The 15,296-nt window shown below is 61.5% G+C and carries 14 protein-coding genes; 9 read left to right on the top strand and 5 right to left on the bottom strand.

What is annotated here, in order from left to right; genetic code table 11:
* Positions 1 to 151: 151 nt before the first annotated feature.
* The 3 genes from rfbD to rfbB are packed head-to-tail and all read right to left on the bottom strand — an operon-like array spanning position 152 to position 3,022.
* Positions 152 to 1,021, bottom strand: coding sequence for a dTDP-4-dehydrorhamnose reductase (gene rfbD, locus AC1DVH_RS10505; RefSeq protein ID WP_477753741.1), 870 nt, complete (start codon positions 1,019 to 1,021; stop codon positions 152 to 154).
* Positions 1,022 to 1,067: 46 nt separating this feature from the next.
* Complete coding sequence (gene rfbA / locus AC1DVH_RS10510; RefSeq protein ID WP_223456256.1) at positions 1,068 to 1,943, bottom strand: glucose-1-phosphate thymidylyltransferase RfbA; 876 nt, start codon at positions 1,941 to 1,943, stop codon at positions 1,068 to 1,070.
* Positions 1,940 to 3,022 (bottom strand): dTDP-glucose 4,6-dehydratase, encoded by a 1,083-nt coding sequence (gene rfbB, locus AC1DVH_RS10515; protein ID WP_223466006.1) that lies wholly within the window; start codon positions 3,020 to 3,022, stop codon positions 1,940 to 1,942. The genes rfbA and rfbB overlap by 4 nt, the downstream gene beginning before the upstream one ends.
* A 330-nt stretch (positions 3,023 to 3,352) precedes the next feature.
* Between rfbB and kdpF the strand changes: the two genes are divergently transcribed.
* From kdpF to AC1DVH_RS10545, 6 genes are all read left to right on the top strand, one after another.
* Positions 3,353 to 3,442, top strand: coding sequence for a K(+)-transporting ATPase subunit F (gene kdpF, locus AC1DVH_RS10520; RefSeq protein WP_007899818.1), 90 nt, complete (start codon positions 3,353 to 3,355; stop codon positions 3,440 to 3,442).
* Positions 3,443 to 3,450: 8 nt separating this feature from the next.
* A complete protein-coding gene (gene kdpA / locus AC1DVH_RS10525; RefSeq protein ID WP_477753742.1) occupies positions 3,451 to 5,145 on the top strand; it encodes a potassium-transporting ATPase subunit KdpA in 1,695 nt (564 codons plus the stop codon).
* A 10-nt stretch (positions 5,146 to 5,155) separates the two neighbouring features.
* On the top strand, positions 5,156 to 7,213 hold the full coding sequence (gene kdpB, locus AC1DVH_RS10530; protein ID WP_477753743.1) for a potassium-transporting ATPase subunit KdpB: 2,058 nt from the start codon (positions 5,156 to 5,158) through the stop codon (positions 7,211 to 7,213).
* A gap of 135 nt (positions 7,214 to 7,348) precedes the next feature.
* Positions 7,349 to 7,894, top strand: coding sequence for a potassium-transporting ATPase subunit KdpC (gene kdpC / locus AC1DVH_RS10535; protein ID WP_477753744.1), 546 nt, complete (start codon positions 7,349 to 7,351; stop codon positions 7,892 to 7,894).
* 120 nt (positions 7,895 to 8,014) lie between these two features.
* The gene (locus tag AC1DVH_RS10540; protein WP_477753745.1) at positions 8,015 to 10,666 is read left to right on the top strand and encodes a DUF4118 domain-containing protein; all 2,652 of its coding nucleotides are present in this window, start codon (positions 8,015 to 8,017) and stop codon (positions 10,664 to 10,666) included.
* A 48-nt stretch (positions 10,667 to 10,714) separates the two neighbouring features.
* Positions 10,715 to 11,413, top strand: coding sequence for a response regulator (locus AC1DVH_RS10545; protein WP_477753746.1), 699 nt, complete (start codon positions 10,715 to 10,717; stop codon positions 11,411 to 11,413).
* Between the two features lie 59 nt (positions 11,414 to 11,472).
* On the opposite strand, the gene AC1DVH_RS10550 is transcribed toward AC1DVH_RS10545, so the two are convergent.
* Positions 11,473 to 12,510, bottom strand: a complete 1,038-nt coding sequence (locus AC1DVH_RS10550) for a patatin-like phospholipase family protein (protein ID WP_477753747.1) — start codon at positions 12,508 to 12,510, stop codon at positions 11,473 to 11,475.
* Positions 12,511 to 12,731: 221 nt separating this feature from the next.
* On the opposite strand from AC1DVH_RS10550, the gene AC1DVH_RS10555 reads away from it, so the two are divergent.
* From AC1DVH_RS10555 to AC1DVH_RS10565, 3 genes are all read left to right on the top strand, one after another.
* A complete protein-coding gene (locus AC1DVH_RS10555) occupies positions 12,732 to 13,010 on the top strand; it encodes a hypothetical protein (RefSeq protein WP_008000319.1) in 279 nt (92 codons plus the stop codon).
* Positions 13,011 to 13,110: 100 nt separating this feature from the next.
* On the top strand, positions 13,111 to 13,869 hold the full coding sequence (locus tag AC1DVH_RS10560; RefSeq protein ID WP_477753748.1) for a CHAD domain-containing protein: 759 nt from the start codon (positions 13,111 to 13,113) through the stop codon (positions 13,867 to 13,869).
* Positions 13,870 to 14,099: 230 nt separating this feature from the next.
* The gene (locus tag AC1DVH_RS10565) at positions 14,100 to 14,897 is read left to right on the top strand and encodes an acyl-CoA thioesterase (protein ID WP_477753749.1); all 798 of its coding nucleotides are present in this window, start codon (positions 14,100 to 14,102) and stop codon (positions 14,895 to 14,897) included.
* On the opposite strand, the gene AC1DVH_RS10570 is transcribed toward AC1DVH_RS10565, so the two are convergent.
* A complete protein-coding gene (locus tag AC1DVH_RS10570) occupies positions 14,898 to 15,263 on the bottom strand; it encodes a terminase (protein WP_477753750.1) in 366 nt (121 codons plus the stop codon).
* Positions 15,264 to 15,296: the final 33 nt, after the last annotated feature.

Genomic DNA, 15,296 nt, shown 5'->3' on the forward strand with positions numbered 1-15,296 from the left:
TCGCCACAGAAATGCGCGAATTTTGTGCGTCAGTCAGGGGCGGCGCTGGTGTAAATGCCGCTTTCGCGAGCAAGCCCGCATGCCCGCTACCCGACACCGCTGCAACGCGCAGGTTTGGTATTTCAATGCAGGTGCGGGCAGCGGTTGATGCTCAGGCTTGCTGAGTGAGGCACTCGCGCAACGCCGTTTGCCAGTCAGGTTGACTGACACCCCAATCGCGTTGCAAGCGACTGCAATCCAGGCGCGAGTTGAGCGGCCGGGCTGCGGGTGTCGGGTAGTCGCTGGACGGGATCGGTAACAGGTCGGCGCAGGGCTTGCCCTGTTGTCGCAATGCTTCGCCGATCGCCTGTGCGAAGCCGAACCAGGAGGTTTCACCTTGAGCGGTCAGATGATAAGTACCCCAGTTGGCAACTTCGTTCGCCTGCCAGCGTTCGATCAGGGCAAGGGTGCTATTGGCGATTGTACCGGCCCATGTAGGGGCGCCGATTTGATCGGCGACTACGCGTAACTCCGGTTTCTCTTGCAGCAAACGCTGCATCGTCAGCAGAAAGTTACGGCCATGAGTTGAATAGACCCAACTGGTACGCAGGATCAGGTATTTACCTTGCACGTCCCTGATTGCCTGCTCACCGGCCAGTTTGCTCTTGCCGTACACCCCAAGCGGATTGGGCGTGTCGTCCTCGTTGTAAGGTCCGGCTTTACTCCCGTCGAATACATAGTCCGTGGAGTAATGTATCAACGGGATGTCGAGAGCCAGCGCTTCTTCGGCAAGGATGCCGGGAGCTACCGCGTTTATGGCAAAGGCTGATTGCGGCTCGCTTTCTGCCAGATCAACCGCTGTATGGGCCGCGGCGTTGATGATCAGATCGGGCCGGACGTTTTGCACCTGACGGCGAATCTGATCGGGTTGCGCAAGGTCGAGCTGATCGCGACCCAATACGATCAGCTCGCCGGCAGCCCCCAGTCGCCGTTGCAATTCATGTGAAACCTGACCGTGTCGGCCATTGATGAGTATTTTCACGGGAACAGTCCAGTCTCGTTACCGGGCGAATCGGGCTCGCACAGATTCATTGCTCTTCCCCTGCCAGTTTGGCCAGGTACTGGCCATACCCGGTTTTGCCAAAGTACCGGGCACGCTCCAGCAACTGTTCGCGGTCGATCCAGCCATGTTCATAGGCTATCTCTTCGAGACAGGCGACTTTGAGGCCTTGGCGGTGTTCGATGGTTTGCACGTACTGAGAGGCTTCGAGCAAGCTGTCGTGGGTGCCGGTGTCGAGCCAGGCGAATCCTCGACCAAAACGCTCGACCTGCAGATCGCCACGTTGCAGATAGGCATTGTTGACGTCGGTGATTTCCAGCTCGCCGCGAGGCGAAGGCTTCACCGCCTTGGCGATCTCGATCACATCGTTGTCGTAGAAATACAGGCCGGTAACGGCATAGCTGGATTTCGGCTTTTTCGGTTTCTCTTCGATCGAAAGCGCACGGCCATCTTTGTCGAAATCGATCACGCCGAAGCGCTCGGGGTCTTTGACCCAGTAACCGAACACGGTGGCACCGCAAGTGCGTTTTGTCGCGTTCTGCAATTGCTCGCCAAAGTGCTGGCCATGGAAGATGTTGTCGCCCAGGATCAGGCACACGGGATCATCGCCAATGAACTCTTCGCCAATCAGAAAAGCCTGGGCCAGACCGTCCGGTGATGGCTGCTCGGCAAAGCTGAAGTTCACCCCGAACTGGCTGCCGTCACCCAGCAGATTGCGATACTGGGGTAGATCCTGCGGGGTGGAGATCAGCAGAATATCCTTGATACCGGCCAGCATCAGCACCGAAATCGGATAGTAGATCATTGGCTTGTCGTAGACCGGCAACAGCTGTTTCGACACTCCAAGCGTAATCGGGTGCAGGCGCGTGCCCGAGCCACCCGCCAAAACGATGCCTTTCATCATGCGAGCAGCTCCTTGGGGTTGATGGCGCCAAGGCGTTCGCCCTGATAGCTGCCGTCTTGAACGCGGCGGCACCATTCCATATTGTCCAGATACCATTGAACGGTTTTGCGCAGGCCGGTTTCGAAGGTCTCTTCGGGTACCCAGCCCAGTTCGCGTTCAATCTTGCTGGCGTCGATTGCGTAGCGCAGGTCATGACCAGGGCGATCCTGGACGAACGTGATCAGGTCGGCGTAATGCGCAACGCCCTCAGGCTTGTGCGGTGCCAGTTCTTCAAGCAGGGCGCAGATGCCACGTACCACGTCGATGTTCTTTTGTTCGTTGTGCCCGCCGATGTTGTAGGTCTCGCCGACGGTGCCGGTGGTCACCACTTTGAGCAGTGCCCGGGCGTGATCTTCGACGAACAGCCAGTCGCGCACTTGCAGGCCATTGCCATACACCGGCAGCGGCTTGCCGGCCAAGGCATTGAGGATGACCAGCGGAATCAGTTTCTCGGGGAAGTGGAACGGCCCGTAATTGTTCGAGCAATTGGTCAGCAGCACCGGCAAGCCATAGGTTCGCTGCCAGGCGCGGACCAGGTGGTCGGACGCTGCCTTGCTGGCGGAGTAGGGCGAGCTTGGCGCGTAGGGCGTCGTTTCCGTAAACAGATCGTCGACGCCGTGCAGGTCGCCGTAAACCTCGTCAGTGGAAATGTGATGAAAGCGAAAGGCGCTTTTCTCAGGCTCCGGGAGTTCTTGCCAATAGGCACGGGTGGCTTCGAGCAGGCTGTAGGTGCCGACGATGTTGGTCTGGATGAATTCCGATGGCCCGTCGATGGAACGATCGACATGGGACTCGGCTGCCAGGTGCATGATCGCGTGAGGCCGGAAACGCGCCAGCACTGCACTGACGGTCGCCTGATCGACAATATCGGCCTGAACGAACTCGTAGCGAGTGTCGTTGGCAATGCTGGTCAGCGACTCGAGATTGCCGGCATACGTCAGTTTGTCCAGGTTGAGCACATCATGCTCAGTGTGTTGAATCAGCTCGCGGACAAGGGCCGAGCCTATGAAACCGGCTCCGCCGGTAATAAGGATACGCACGTTGGGCCAGCCTTCTTCAGAAATGCGAATAGCGGTAGCTTGCAGGCGCGAGCGGGGAGGTGCAAGAGTTCTTGACCCCACTCGGTTGCGTCGCGCCAATCGGGCGGGATTATCCATGACTTGCAGCCTTCACTCACTACTCTCGCGCACAATTTAGAGTTCTACCTGCGACACTCCCGGTTTTTCCGCCCCGCACCCTGTAACCCCTGCATAAACCCACTCTTTACGTTTTCTTTATGCCTCTCCCGCACCCTCGATCTCGTTCCTTTACAGCCTCCTTTCCGACAATGACTCCACACGCGGCAATACGCCGTAACACGGAGAACTTCCATGAGCGTTCTGGACGGGGTGTCACTACTGCTGGCAGTGGGGCTGTTCATTTATCTGTTGGTTGCGCTGCTGCGCGCGGACCGGAACTAGGAGCGGCTATGCACGGTTATGACTATTGGCTGATCCTCGGGTTTTTTGCCCTGGTATTGGTCCCGGCGCCGTTTCTCGGGCGCTTCTACTACAAGGTGATGGAAGGTCAGCGCACGTGGTTGTCGCCGGTCCTTGGGCCAGTCGAACGTGGCTGTTACCGACTGGCCGGGGTTGACCCGCAAGCCGAACAGAGCTGGCAGAAATACGCCCTGTCCTTGCTCGCCTTCAACCTCGCGGGTTTCCTGCTGCTGTTCGCGATCCTGCTGTTCCAGGACCACCTGCCGCTGAACCCTCAGAACCTGCCGGGCCAGGAGTGGACGCTGGCGTTCAATACCGCCGTCAGCTTCATGACCAACACCAACTGGCAGGCCTACAGCGGCGAAGCGTCCCTGAGCTACTTGAGCCAGATGGTCGGCCTCACCGTGCAGAACTTCGTCAGCGCCGCCACCGGTCTGGCCGTACTGGTTGCGCTGTGCCGCGGCATCGGTCGCAAATCCACTGCATCGCTTGGCAACTTCTGGGTCGATATGACCCGCGCCACCCTCTATGGCCTGCTGCCGCTGTGCCTGCTGCTGGCGCTGTAYCTGGTCTGGCAGGGCGTGCCGCAAACCTTCGCGCAGTATGTGAATGCGGTGACGGTGCAAGGCGTCGACCAGGTCATTCCCCTTGGCCCGGCGGCCAGTCAGATTGCGATCAAGCAATTGGGCACCAACGGTGGTGGTTTTTTCGGCGTGAACTCGGCGCATCCGTTCGAGAATCCGACCGCGTGGAGCAACCTGTTCGAGATGGCCTCGATCATTCTGATCCCCGTCGCGCTGGTCTTCACCTTCGGTCATTACGTGAAGGACCTGCGCCAGAGCCGCGCGATCATCGCCTGCATGCTGGCGCTGTTCCTGATCGGCGGCGCGACCTCGCTGTGGGCTGAATACCAACCGAACCCGGCGTTGAACTACGTTGCTGTCGAACAGACCGCGCCGCTGGAAGGCAAGGAAGCACGTTTCGGCACCACCGCCACGGTGTTGTGGTCGGTGACCACCACGGCCGCGTCCAACGGTTCGGTCAACGGCATGCACGACAGCCTCAACCCGCTGAGCGGCATGGTGGCGCTGGTCAACATGATGGTCGGCGAAGTGATCTTCGGCGGCGTCGGCGCCGGGCTCTACGGCATGTTGCTCAACGTGCTGATCGCGGTGTTCCTCGCCGGCCTGATGATCGGCCGCACCCCGGAATACCTCGGCAAGAAACTGCAGGCCAGGGAAGTGCAATTGCTGGTGGTGACCCTGATGGTCATGCCGATCGGTGTACTGGTGCTCGGCGCGATCGCCGCCAGCCTGCCAGGCCCGGTGGCCGCCGTGAGCAACCCGGGCGCTCATGGTTTCAGTCAGCTGCTCTACGCCTACACCTCGGCCAGTGCCAACAACGGTTCGGCTTTCGGTGGCTTCGGCGCCAACACCCCGTTCCACAACCTGATGCTGGGCCTGGGCATGTTGCTCGGTCGCTTCGGCTACATCCTCCCGGTGCTGGCCCTGGCTGGCAGCCTGGCGATGAAGAAAACCGCACCGATCGGACAAAACAGCTTCCCGACCCACGGCCCGCTGTTCGTGACCCTGCTGACCGTGACCATTTTGCTGGTGGGTGGTTTGACCTTCCTGCCGACTTTGGCATTGGGACCAATCGCTGAACATCTGAGCATGGGATTCTAAGGAAACCATCATGAATATGCCTGCAATCAAGCCTGCCGCCGTCAAGGCAGCGGAACAACCGAAAACCGCGATCTCGGCCCTCTGGCGCCCGGCGCTGCTGCAAGCCTTCGTCAAGCTCGACCCACGGCAATTGCAGCGTGCGCCGGTGATGCTGGTGGTCGAACTGACCGCGATCCTGACCACCGTGCTGTGCTTCATTCCCGACACAGCGGTGCCGACCTTCGTCGCCGCGCAAATTGCGGTGTGGCTGTGGTTCACCGTGCTGTTCGCCAACTTCGCCGAAGCCCTCGCCGAAGGTCGCGGCAAGGCCCGCGCTGACAGCCTCAAGGCGGGTAGCGAAGGCCTGAGCGCGCGGCGCAAGAGCGGCAATGGCAGTTTTCAGGTGGTGCCCGCCATCAGCCTGCGCAAAGGTGATGTGGTGCGCGTCGACGCGGGGGAGATGATCCCCGGTGACGGCGAAGTGATTGAAGGCATCGCGGCTGTCAACGAGGCGGCGATTACCGGCGAATCGGCGCCGGTGATTCGTGAGTCCGGTGGCGACCGCTCGGCCGTCACCGGTAACACGCGGCTGGTGTCGGACTGGCTGTTGGTGAAGATTACCGCCAACCCCGGCGAGTCGACCCTGGACCGCATGATTGCCCTGGTCGAAGGCGCCAAACGCCAGAAAACCCCGAATGAAGTGGCGCTCGACATCCTTCTGATCGGCCTGACCCTGATCTTCCTGCTGGTGGTCGTGACCCTGCAACCGTTCGCCCACTTCGCCAATGGCAACCTGCCGCTGGTGTTCCTGGTGGCGCTGTTGGTCACGTTGATTCCGACTACCATCGGCGGTTTGCTGTCGGCCATCGGTATCGCCGGGATGGATCGCCTGGTACGCCTGAACGTGATCGCCAAGTCCGGTCGCGCGGTGGAAGCGGCGGGGGACGTGCACGTCTTGCTGCTGGACAAGACCGGCACCATCACCTTCGGTAACCGTCGTTGCTCGGCGGTGTATGCCGCGCCAGGTGTGACAGCCAGGGAACTGGCCGAAGGCGCATTGCTGGCTTCGCTGGCCGACGACACCGCTGAAGGCAAGTCGATCGTCGAGTACCTGCGTGGCACTCATCCGCAACCGGAACCGTCCGCCGATGTGCTGACAGTCGTGCCATTCAGCGCCGAAACCCGCTTGTCCGGTGTCGACTATCAGGGCCGCGTGTACCGCAAAGGCGCGGTGGATTCGTTGCTGGCGTTCGTCGGCCTCACGCGGGCTGATCTGGCTGCACCGTTGTCCCGTGAAATCGACAAGATCGCCCAAAGCGGCGGCACCCCGCTGCTGGTGTGTGCCGACGGCAAGTTGCTCGGGGCGATCCACCTCAAGGACGTGGTCAAGCCCGGTATCCGCGAGCGTTTCGCCGAGTTGCGCAAACTGGGGATCCGCACCGTCATGGTCACCGGCGACAACCCATTGACCGCTGCTGCCATCGCCGCTGAGGCGGGTGTGGACGATGTGCTGGCGGAAGCCACGCCGGAGAAAAAACTGGCGCGCATTCGTCACGAGCAAAACGACGGTCGTCTGGTCGCCATGTGCGGCGACGGCRCCAACGACGCCCCGGCCCTGGCCCAGGCSGACGTCGGCATGGCGATGAACGACGGCACGCAGGCAGCACGTGAAGCGGCCAACATGGTCGACCTCGACAGCGACCCGACCAAGCTGCTGGACGTGGTGCAGATCGGCAAGGAGTTGCTGGTCACCCGCGGTGCGCTGACGACCTTTTCCATCGCCAACGACGTGGCCAAGTACTTCGCGATCCTGCCGGCACTGTTCGCCGCGATCTATCCGCAACTGGGCGTGCTCAACGTGATGCACCTGAGCAGTCCGCAGAGCGCGATTCTCTCGGCGATTGTGTTCAACGCCCTGATCATCGTGGTGCTGATTCCTCTGGCGCTACGCGGCGTGCGGGTTCACGCGGCGAGTGCGGYGGCGTTGCTGCGGCGCAATCTGCTGATCTACGGCCTGGGCGGGATCCTGGTGCCGTTCGTGGGCATCAAGGCGATCGACATGCTGTTGACGGCGTTGCATCTGGTTTGACTGCGTGGTGTGCCAGATAAGCCGCCATCGCGAGCAAGCTCGCTCCCACAAAGGCACCTCATACCCTGTGGGAGCGAGCTTGCTCGCGATGGATGCGCCACGGTGTACCTGACTTGTGAATTAGAGGGTTTTGAAATGTCCACATTGATACGTCCAGCCCTGAGCCTGCTGGTCCTGATGACGCTGATCACCGGCGTCGCCTATCCACTGGTGGTCACCGGCGTGGCCCAGGTCATGTTTCCGGATCAGGCCAACGGCAGCCTGGTGCGTGATGCCGAGGGCAAGGTCCGTGGCTCTTCGCTGATCGCCCAGGATTTCGTCGGCGACGCCTGGTTCCACCCGCGCCCTTCGGCTGGTGCCTTTGCCACCGTGTCGAGCAGCGCCAGCAACCTGTCGCCGAGCAACCCGGCCCTGGCCACGCGGGTGATCGACGATGCCAACAAACTGCTGGTGCCAGGCCAGGGGCCGGTGCCATTGGCGCTGGTCACTACGTCCGGCAGCGGTCTCGATCCGCACTTGCCACCGGCGGCGATTGCCTATCAACTGGCGCGTGTCGCGACGGCGCGCAACCTGCCGGTAGCGACACTGCAACAACTGCTGGACGCTCACATCGAGCAACCACTGGTAGGCCCGCCAGTGGTGAATGTGCTTGAGTTGAATCGGGCGCTGGAAAACCTGTAGATCAAAAGATCGCAGGCTTCGCCAGCTCCTACAGGATGTACGCCATCTGGCGTAGGAGCTGCCGCAGGCTGCGATCTTTTAATGCCACACCCATATATCAAGTCAAACAAGGCAATGAAAATGAGCAACTCCGGCCGCGCCGACGCGCTGTTAGCAGACCTGCCCCGCGATGGCCGTGGCCGGCTCAAGGTGTTTCTCGGCGCCGCGCCGGGTGTCGGCAAGACCTACGCCATGCTGCAAGCGGCCCACACCCAGTTACGCCAAGGGGTGAAAATCATCGCCGGCGTCGTCGAAACCCACGGCCGGGCCGAAACCGAAGCCCTGCTCGGCGGCTTGCCGCAGCAGCCGTTGGTGCGCTCGGAATACCGTGGCGTGTTGCTTGAAGAAATGGACCTCGACGGTCTGATCAAAGCCAAACCAAAACTGGTGCTGGTCGACGAACTGGCGCACACCAACGCACCCGGTAGCCGTCACGAAAAACGCTGGCAGGACATTCAGGAACTGCTCGCCGCAGGCATAGACGTGTACACCACGGTCAACGTCCAGCATCTGGAAAGCCTCAACGACCAGGTGCGCGGCATCACCGGCGTGCAGGTCCGCGAAACCCTGCCGGACTGGGTGTTGCAGGAAGCCTATGAACTGTTGCTGATCGACTTGCCGCCACGGGAGCTGCTGGAGCGACTGCGCGATGGCAAGGTCTATGTGCCGGAGCAGGCGCGGGCGGCCATCGACGCATTCTTTTCCCAGACCAACCTGACGGCTTTGCGCGAACTGGCGATGCAAACCGCGGCGGCTCAGGTCGATGACGATCTGGCCCAGGGCTATCGCCAACTCGGTCAAGCGGCTCCGGCCGTGCGTGGGCGTTTGCTGGTAGGGGTCGACGGCGATACCCAGGCTGAACGCCTGGTACGGCATGCCAGCCGCGTGGCCCAGCGGCGGCACCTGCCCTGGAGTCTGGTACACGTGGACAACGGCAGCGTGCGTGACGAACAGTCGCGCCTGCGCCTGCAAAGCGCCCAGCAACTGGCCGAACGGCTGGGCGGCGAAGTGGTGTTGCTGCGCGCCGGTGAAGTGGCGAAGACCCTGATCCAGCATGCCGCCGAACGCCGCGCCAGCCTGGTGCTGGTCGGTCAGTCCCGGCCGAGATTGCGCCGGCGTCTGTTCGGTGGCGGGCTGGCGGCGCGGCTGCTGCGTAATGCACGCGGACTGGAAATCAACGTACTCGACAGCGATCACCAACAGCATCAACCCCATCAGCGGTCGATGCATTCACTGGTCTGGTTCGACTACGCATTGGCGGTGGTGGCGACGGTTCTGGCCAGCGCCCTGGCCTGGGCCGTGGCGAGTGTTCTGCCGTTGCCGAACATCTCGCTGGTGTTCCTCGCCGCCGTTTTGCTGGTGGCGGTGCGCAGCAGTCTCGGGCCGGCGCTGGCCTGTGCGGCGCTGTCGTTTCTGACCTATGACTTCCTGTTCATTCCACCGAATTTCTCTTTCAGCATCCAGCGCGAAGAAGACGTGCTGACCCTACTGTTTTTCCTGCTGATGGCGGCCCTCACCGGCAACCTCGCGGCGCGCCAGCGCAGGCAATTGCAGGCACTGCGCGATACCCAGGAAGAGACCACCGAGTTGCTCGACCTGTCGCGCAAACTTACCGCCGCCACCGACCGTCAGGCTGTGGTCAGCGCGGCCGCCCAGCACCTCAACGGTTGGAGCGATGTGCAACTGTGCCTGCTCAATCGCGACGGGCAAAACGGCTGGAAAGTCGAAACCGGTGGCCCGCTCGAGTTCACCGAAGCCGAACGCGCCGCCGCCGATTGGGCCTGGCAGCACGATCAACCCGCGGGTGCGGGTACCGGCACCTTGCCGTTCGGCCGCTGGTGGTGGTRGCCGTTATCGGTGGAGGACGGCCCGCTGGCGTTGCTTGGCGTATGTGCCAACGAAGGCCAGACCCTGAGTGGCCAGCGCCGACGCTTGTTGACCGCGCTGAGCCAGCCGCTGGCCCAGGCGCTGGCCCGGGCGCAACTGGCCGATGATCTGGAAGCGGCGCGGCTGCACGGCGAAACCGAGCAACTGCGCAGTGCCTTGCTGGCTTCGGTGTCCCACGATTTGCGCACACCGTTGACGTCCATGCGCGGCAGTATCGACAGCCTGCTGGCCCTGGGTGAGGCGATCCCGCTGGAGGATCGACGTGAACTGCTCGAAGGCACGCGCGATGAAGCCGAGCGCCTCGACCGCTACATTCAAAACCTGCTCGACATGACCCGGCTCGGCCACGGCGCGCTGAAGCTGGCACGGGACTGGGTGTCGCCGGCCGATATCATCGGCAGTGCGCTCAATCGCTTGCGCGCGGTACTCGCGTCGCTGCAGGTCAGCACCGAAGTACCGGCGCAATTGCCGCTGCTGTTCGTCCATGCCGCGCTGATCGAACAGGCACTGGTCAACGTGCTGGAAAACGCCGCGCGGTTTTCGCCGCACCACGGACGTTTGCAATTGCGCGCCGGGGCCGATGACAGTGAGCTGTTTTTCTCGGTCTGCGATGAGGGGCCGGGAATTCCGGAGGCGGAACGGGCGAAGATTTTCGACATGTTCTACACCGCGGCGCGGGGTGATCGTGGCGGGCAGGGTACCGGGCTGGGGCTGGCGATTTGTCAGGGCATGGTCGGTGCCCATGGCGGGCGTATCAGCGTTGCCGACGGTATCGAGGGGCGCGGGACCTGCATCACGTTGCACCTGCCGCTACAGGCTCAGCCAGGATACGAGAGTGAAGCCTGATCGTGCTTGCGCTACTCTCTTGCCACTTCTTTGTGTTGATGTGAATTCATGAGCCAGACCGCGACCATTTTGGTCATCGACGACGAACCGCAGATCCGCAAATTCCTGCGCATCAGCCTCGCTTCCCAGGGCTATAAAGTGCTGGAGGCCGGCACCGGCAGTGAAGGATTGGCACAAGCCGCGTTGAACAAACCGGACTTGCTGGTGCTCGATCTCGGCTTGCCGGACATGGACGGCCAACAGGTATTGCGCGATTTTCGCGAGTGGTCGACGGTGCCAGTGCTGGTGCTCTCGGTGCGCGCCGGTGAAGGGCAGAAAGTCGAGGCCCTGGATGGCGGCGCCAATGACTACGTGACCAAGCCGTTCGGCATTCAGGAGTTCCTGGCGCGGATTCGTGCGTTGTTGCGCCAGGCGCCCGTGGGCGAGGTGCAACAAGCGGCGCTGACCTTCGGTCCATTGACGGTCGACCTGGCGTATCGCCGGGTGTTGCTCGACGGTATCGAAGTCGCGCTGACTCGCAAGGAATACGCCGTGCTGGCGCAACTGGCGCGACATCCCGGGCGGGTGATCACCCAGCAGCAATTGCTCAAGGACATCTGGGGGCCGACGCACACCGAAGACACTCATTACCTGCGCATCGTGGTCGGGCACTTGCGCCAGAAACTGGCGGATGACCCGACCCAACCCAGGTTCATCGTCACTGAGGCTGGGGTGGGGTATCGGTTGTTGAGTGAGGGTAGCCTTTAGATCTTCGTTGCCTGATCTGACGATGGGGCCCTTACATTCACCCGAGAGTTTTCAGGCTTTCAGTTCTGCTCATTCTCATACCGATCCAGCGTATCCCGCGCAATCTCCCGTCCCAGCGCGATCAGCTCCGGCGCCTTGTAGAACTCGAAAAACCGACACACGCGTTTAGGCACGTTGATCAGGATGTCAGGCGGATACCCGGCAATCTTGTACTGCGCCAGCGACGTCTGCATCACCTCGAAACTCTGGTTGATCAAATCCAGCAAGGACGCCGGCCCGACGTTGTCGATGATGAACGAACCGGTGGCGGAGCGGGGTGCGCCACTGGTTTGCGGAGCGGCCGCGGGTTGCTGCGCCTCGGGCTCGGCGGATTCGATCCACGGGTTGAAGTCCGCACCTTCGGCCTTCAAGGCTTCCTGTTCCAGAACCAACAATTGTTCAGCCTGTTTGCGCCGGAACGGCAACTTCGAGCCGACGGAGTTGATCAGGCTGTCGAAGCGGGTCTTGAAGGCAGCGGGACGCTGGATGACCGGCAATTGATAGTGGCGCTGGTTGGTGGAGTTGAGGTTGACCGCGATGATCAAATCGCAATGGCTCGACACTACGGGCACGATCGGTAGCGGGTTGAGAATGCCGCCATCGACCAGCATGCGGTTGCCCTGCATCACCGGGGTAAACAGGCTGGGAATCGCTGCCGAGGCGCGCATGGCCTGATGCAGGCAACCTTCCTGGAACCAGATTTCCTGCTGGTTGGTCAGGTCGGTGGCAACCGCGGTGTAGGGAATACGCAAATCTTCGATGTTGATCTCGCCGACGATCTTGCGGATCTGCCCGAAGACTTTCTCGCCACGGATCGCCCCCAGACGAAAACTGACGTCCACCAGACGCAACACGTCGAGATAATCCAGGCTCTCGATCCAGTCGCGGTAATCATTGAGTTTGCCGGCGGCGTAGATCCCGCCCACCACCGCGCCCATGGAGCAACCGGCGATACAGGCAATGTCATAGCCGCGCCGTTCGATCTCTTCAATGACCCCGATATGTGCATAACCCCGGGCTCCACCCGAGCCCAATACCAGTGCGACACGCTTTTTCATGGATCGCCCTCGCTTGAATGGTTCAACAATGCACCCATCGAGGGGCACGCTTCAATCGCCTTGGTCGTTCGACGGGGCAAGAGCGTCGTATTTTCGACACTCCATGGCGGCACATGGTTATTCTCGTCAGCGCTATAGTTTGCATAGCGGACCAACGGCACTTTTCAGGTGCCACACCGTCTTACCTGCACGACTGTTGACCTATCTTTGAGGAGTGAGTGATGAAAGCCTGGATCTGCGTGCCATTGATTGCCCTGGCGCTCGCCGGTTGTGCCGGCAAAACCGCTTATCGCGACAGTTGCGGTAGCAACCTGGATGCTGCATGGCATGAACTGGACTTGGCCAAGGCCGAAGGTTTTGCCGGGACCGTCAGCTACTCCAAGGCCCTGTCGCTGTTGACCGCAGCCAAGACCCAGCAGCAATTCGAGGGGTTTGAAGGCTGCACCACCAAAGCCGAGAAGGCCCGTTTCTATATTCGTGAATCGCGCGCGGGGCGTTAAAAGCGAAAAGCGGTTACAAGCTCTAAGCTGCAAACTGCAAGACCCACCGAGCTTGCAGCCTGGAGCTTGCAACCTGGCGCAGTTTACGGAGTAAACCCCCATGATCGATCGGTTGGTGGCTCAGGTTCTGGGCCTGGAAGTTCGTCTGCTGGCCTGTCAGGCCCGCCTGAACGAGCGTACAGACCCTGAAGCGTTACACGACCTGCGCACGACCATGCGTCGGTTACGCAGCCTGTTGCGACCCTTGCGCGGGCTGCCCGGTGTCGAACAACTGGAAGCGGCCGCCTCCCGGGTGGGCGAACTGAGCACGCCATTACGTGATCGCGAAGTGCTGGCGGCGTACCTGCTCCAGCACCATCAACCCCAAGCCGCACAGTGGCGCATGGCGCAAATGGCCGAGGCCTATCCGGCCGTGGCGGCCAGCCCTGAACTTGCGCAATTGCTGATCGTCCTCGATGCATTTCCGCGTTTTCTGCGCGCCGCCCAGCGCCAGGGATTGCTCAAGGGCTTGCGCAAGCGCATCAAAAAACGCCTGGGCAAGCAGTGGGGAAAACTCGACGAGGCACTGCACGACCCGGCTCATGACCGTCATCGGCTGCGGCTGCTGATCAAGCGTGTGCGCTATGGCATCGATGCTTACCCCGAACTGGACCGTTTGCCGAAAGCGGCCATGTCCCGGTTGAAATCGGCCCAGGGCGCGCTGGGCGACTGGCACGATTGCGTGCAATGGCTGGCCATGGCTGAACAGGAAACGGATTTGCAGCCCTGTGTTGCGGTCTGGACAGCCACCATGGCCGAGGCTGAACAGCGTGCGGACCGGGTGCTGGAAAAACTGGGTAAGGCCTGTTTCAAATCCTGAAAACACCGGAGATCCATTGTAGGAGCGAGCCTGCTCGCGATGAGGTCGTGACATTCAAAATTGATGTTGGCTGTCCTGGCGCTATCGTCGGAACGCCGCCCGGAGCAGGCTCGCTCCCACAGGGTTATGTGTTCGGCTCTTCTGTCAGTACTTTTGGCCGGAATGGGTGCTGTATAGCCTTCTCCGGCTGGGTAAGATCCCTTCATCTTTTTTCGATCCCTGAGGTTTTCATGCGTTTCTCCGAACTGCTCGACGCTGTCCGTAGCCAGCCGCATGAGCTGTCTATCCCGGCCTCCTGGGCGCAGGGGCGCGCCAGTTTCGGTGGCCTGGTGGTTGCTTTGCAGTACGAAGCCATGCGTGCCCGGGTTCCGGCGGATCGGCCGGTACGTTCGTTGGCAATCACCTTTGTCGGCCCGGTTGAACCCGAGGTTCCGGTCAGTTTTGAGGTCGAGGTGCTGCGCGAAGGCAAGGCGGTCAGCCAGGTGTTGGGCCGGGTGATGCAGAAGGGTCAGGTGGTGACGTTGATCCAGGGCAGTTTTGGCGCCTCGCGCCCCTCGGAAGTGGCGGTGACCGCTGAACCGGCACCAGAAATGAAGCACTGGGACGAATGCCAGGAACTGCCTTTTGTCGAAGGCGTCATCCCGGAATTCATGCGGCATCTGGCGATGCGCTGGAGTATCGGCGGGCTGCCGTTCAGCGGCAGCACGTCCCGGCAAATGGGCGGCTGGGTGCGCTTGCGCGGCGACGTGAAAGAAGAGGCCATCAGCGAGGCGCATATCCTGGCGCTGGTGGACGCCTGGCCGCCGGCCCTGATGCCGTTTTTGAAGAAGCCGGCGATGGGCAGCACGCTGACCTGGACCATCGAGTTCGTGCAACCGCTGCTGGAACTGAACACTCTGGACTGGTGCAAATACCTGGTCGAAACCGAATACGCCGCTGACGGCTACGGGCATGCTGCCGCAAAAATGTGGAGCGCGGATGGCCGGTTGATCGCCATGAGCCGGCAGACGGTGACCGTGTTCGCCTGATCAGTGACGGCGGTGGCGTTCACGCCAGGCGCGCCACCAGCCACCGCTGAGGAAGAATCGCGGAAACGTCAGGAACTGCTCGACCAACAAGCGCGAAATCGCATCTTTGCGGTCACTGAACGGCTCGGAGGCTTGGGTCTCCAGGCTGTGGCCGTGGCGTTGCAAGGCCAGCGCCGCAATCACACCGATCACACCGATGGCGATGTTCGCCAGGCTCAGGCTGAACACCCCGGACACAATCAGCAGAAACGCCACGATGAACAACGGCACCGCGATCAGGTGCAGCACCAGATTGGTCGGGTGCTGATGATTGTTCGGGTACGCTCGCCATTGCCAGACGGGAAGGTTGGGGTGACGTTTGCCCATGATGCTGATCCTCGATCCATGTTGAACACATGT

Source organism: Pseudomonas sp. P4_C3 (assembly GCF_056402075.1).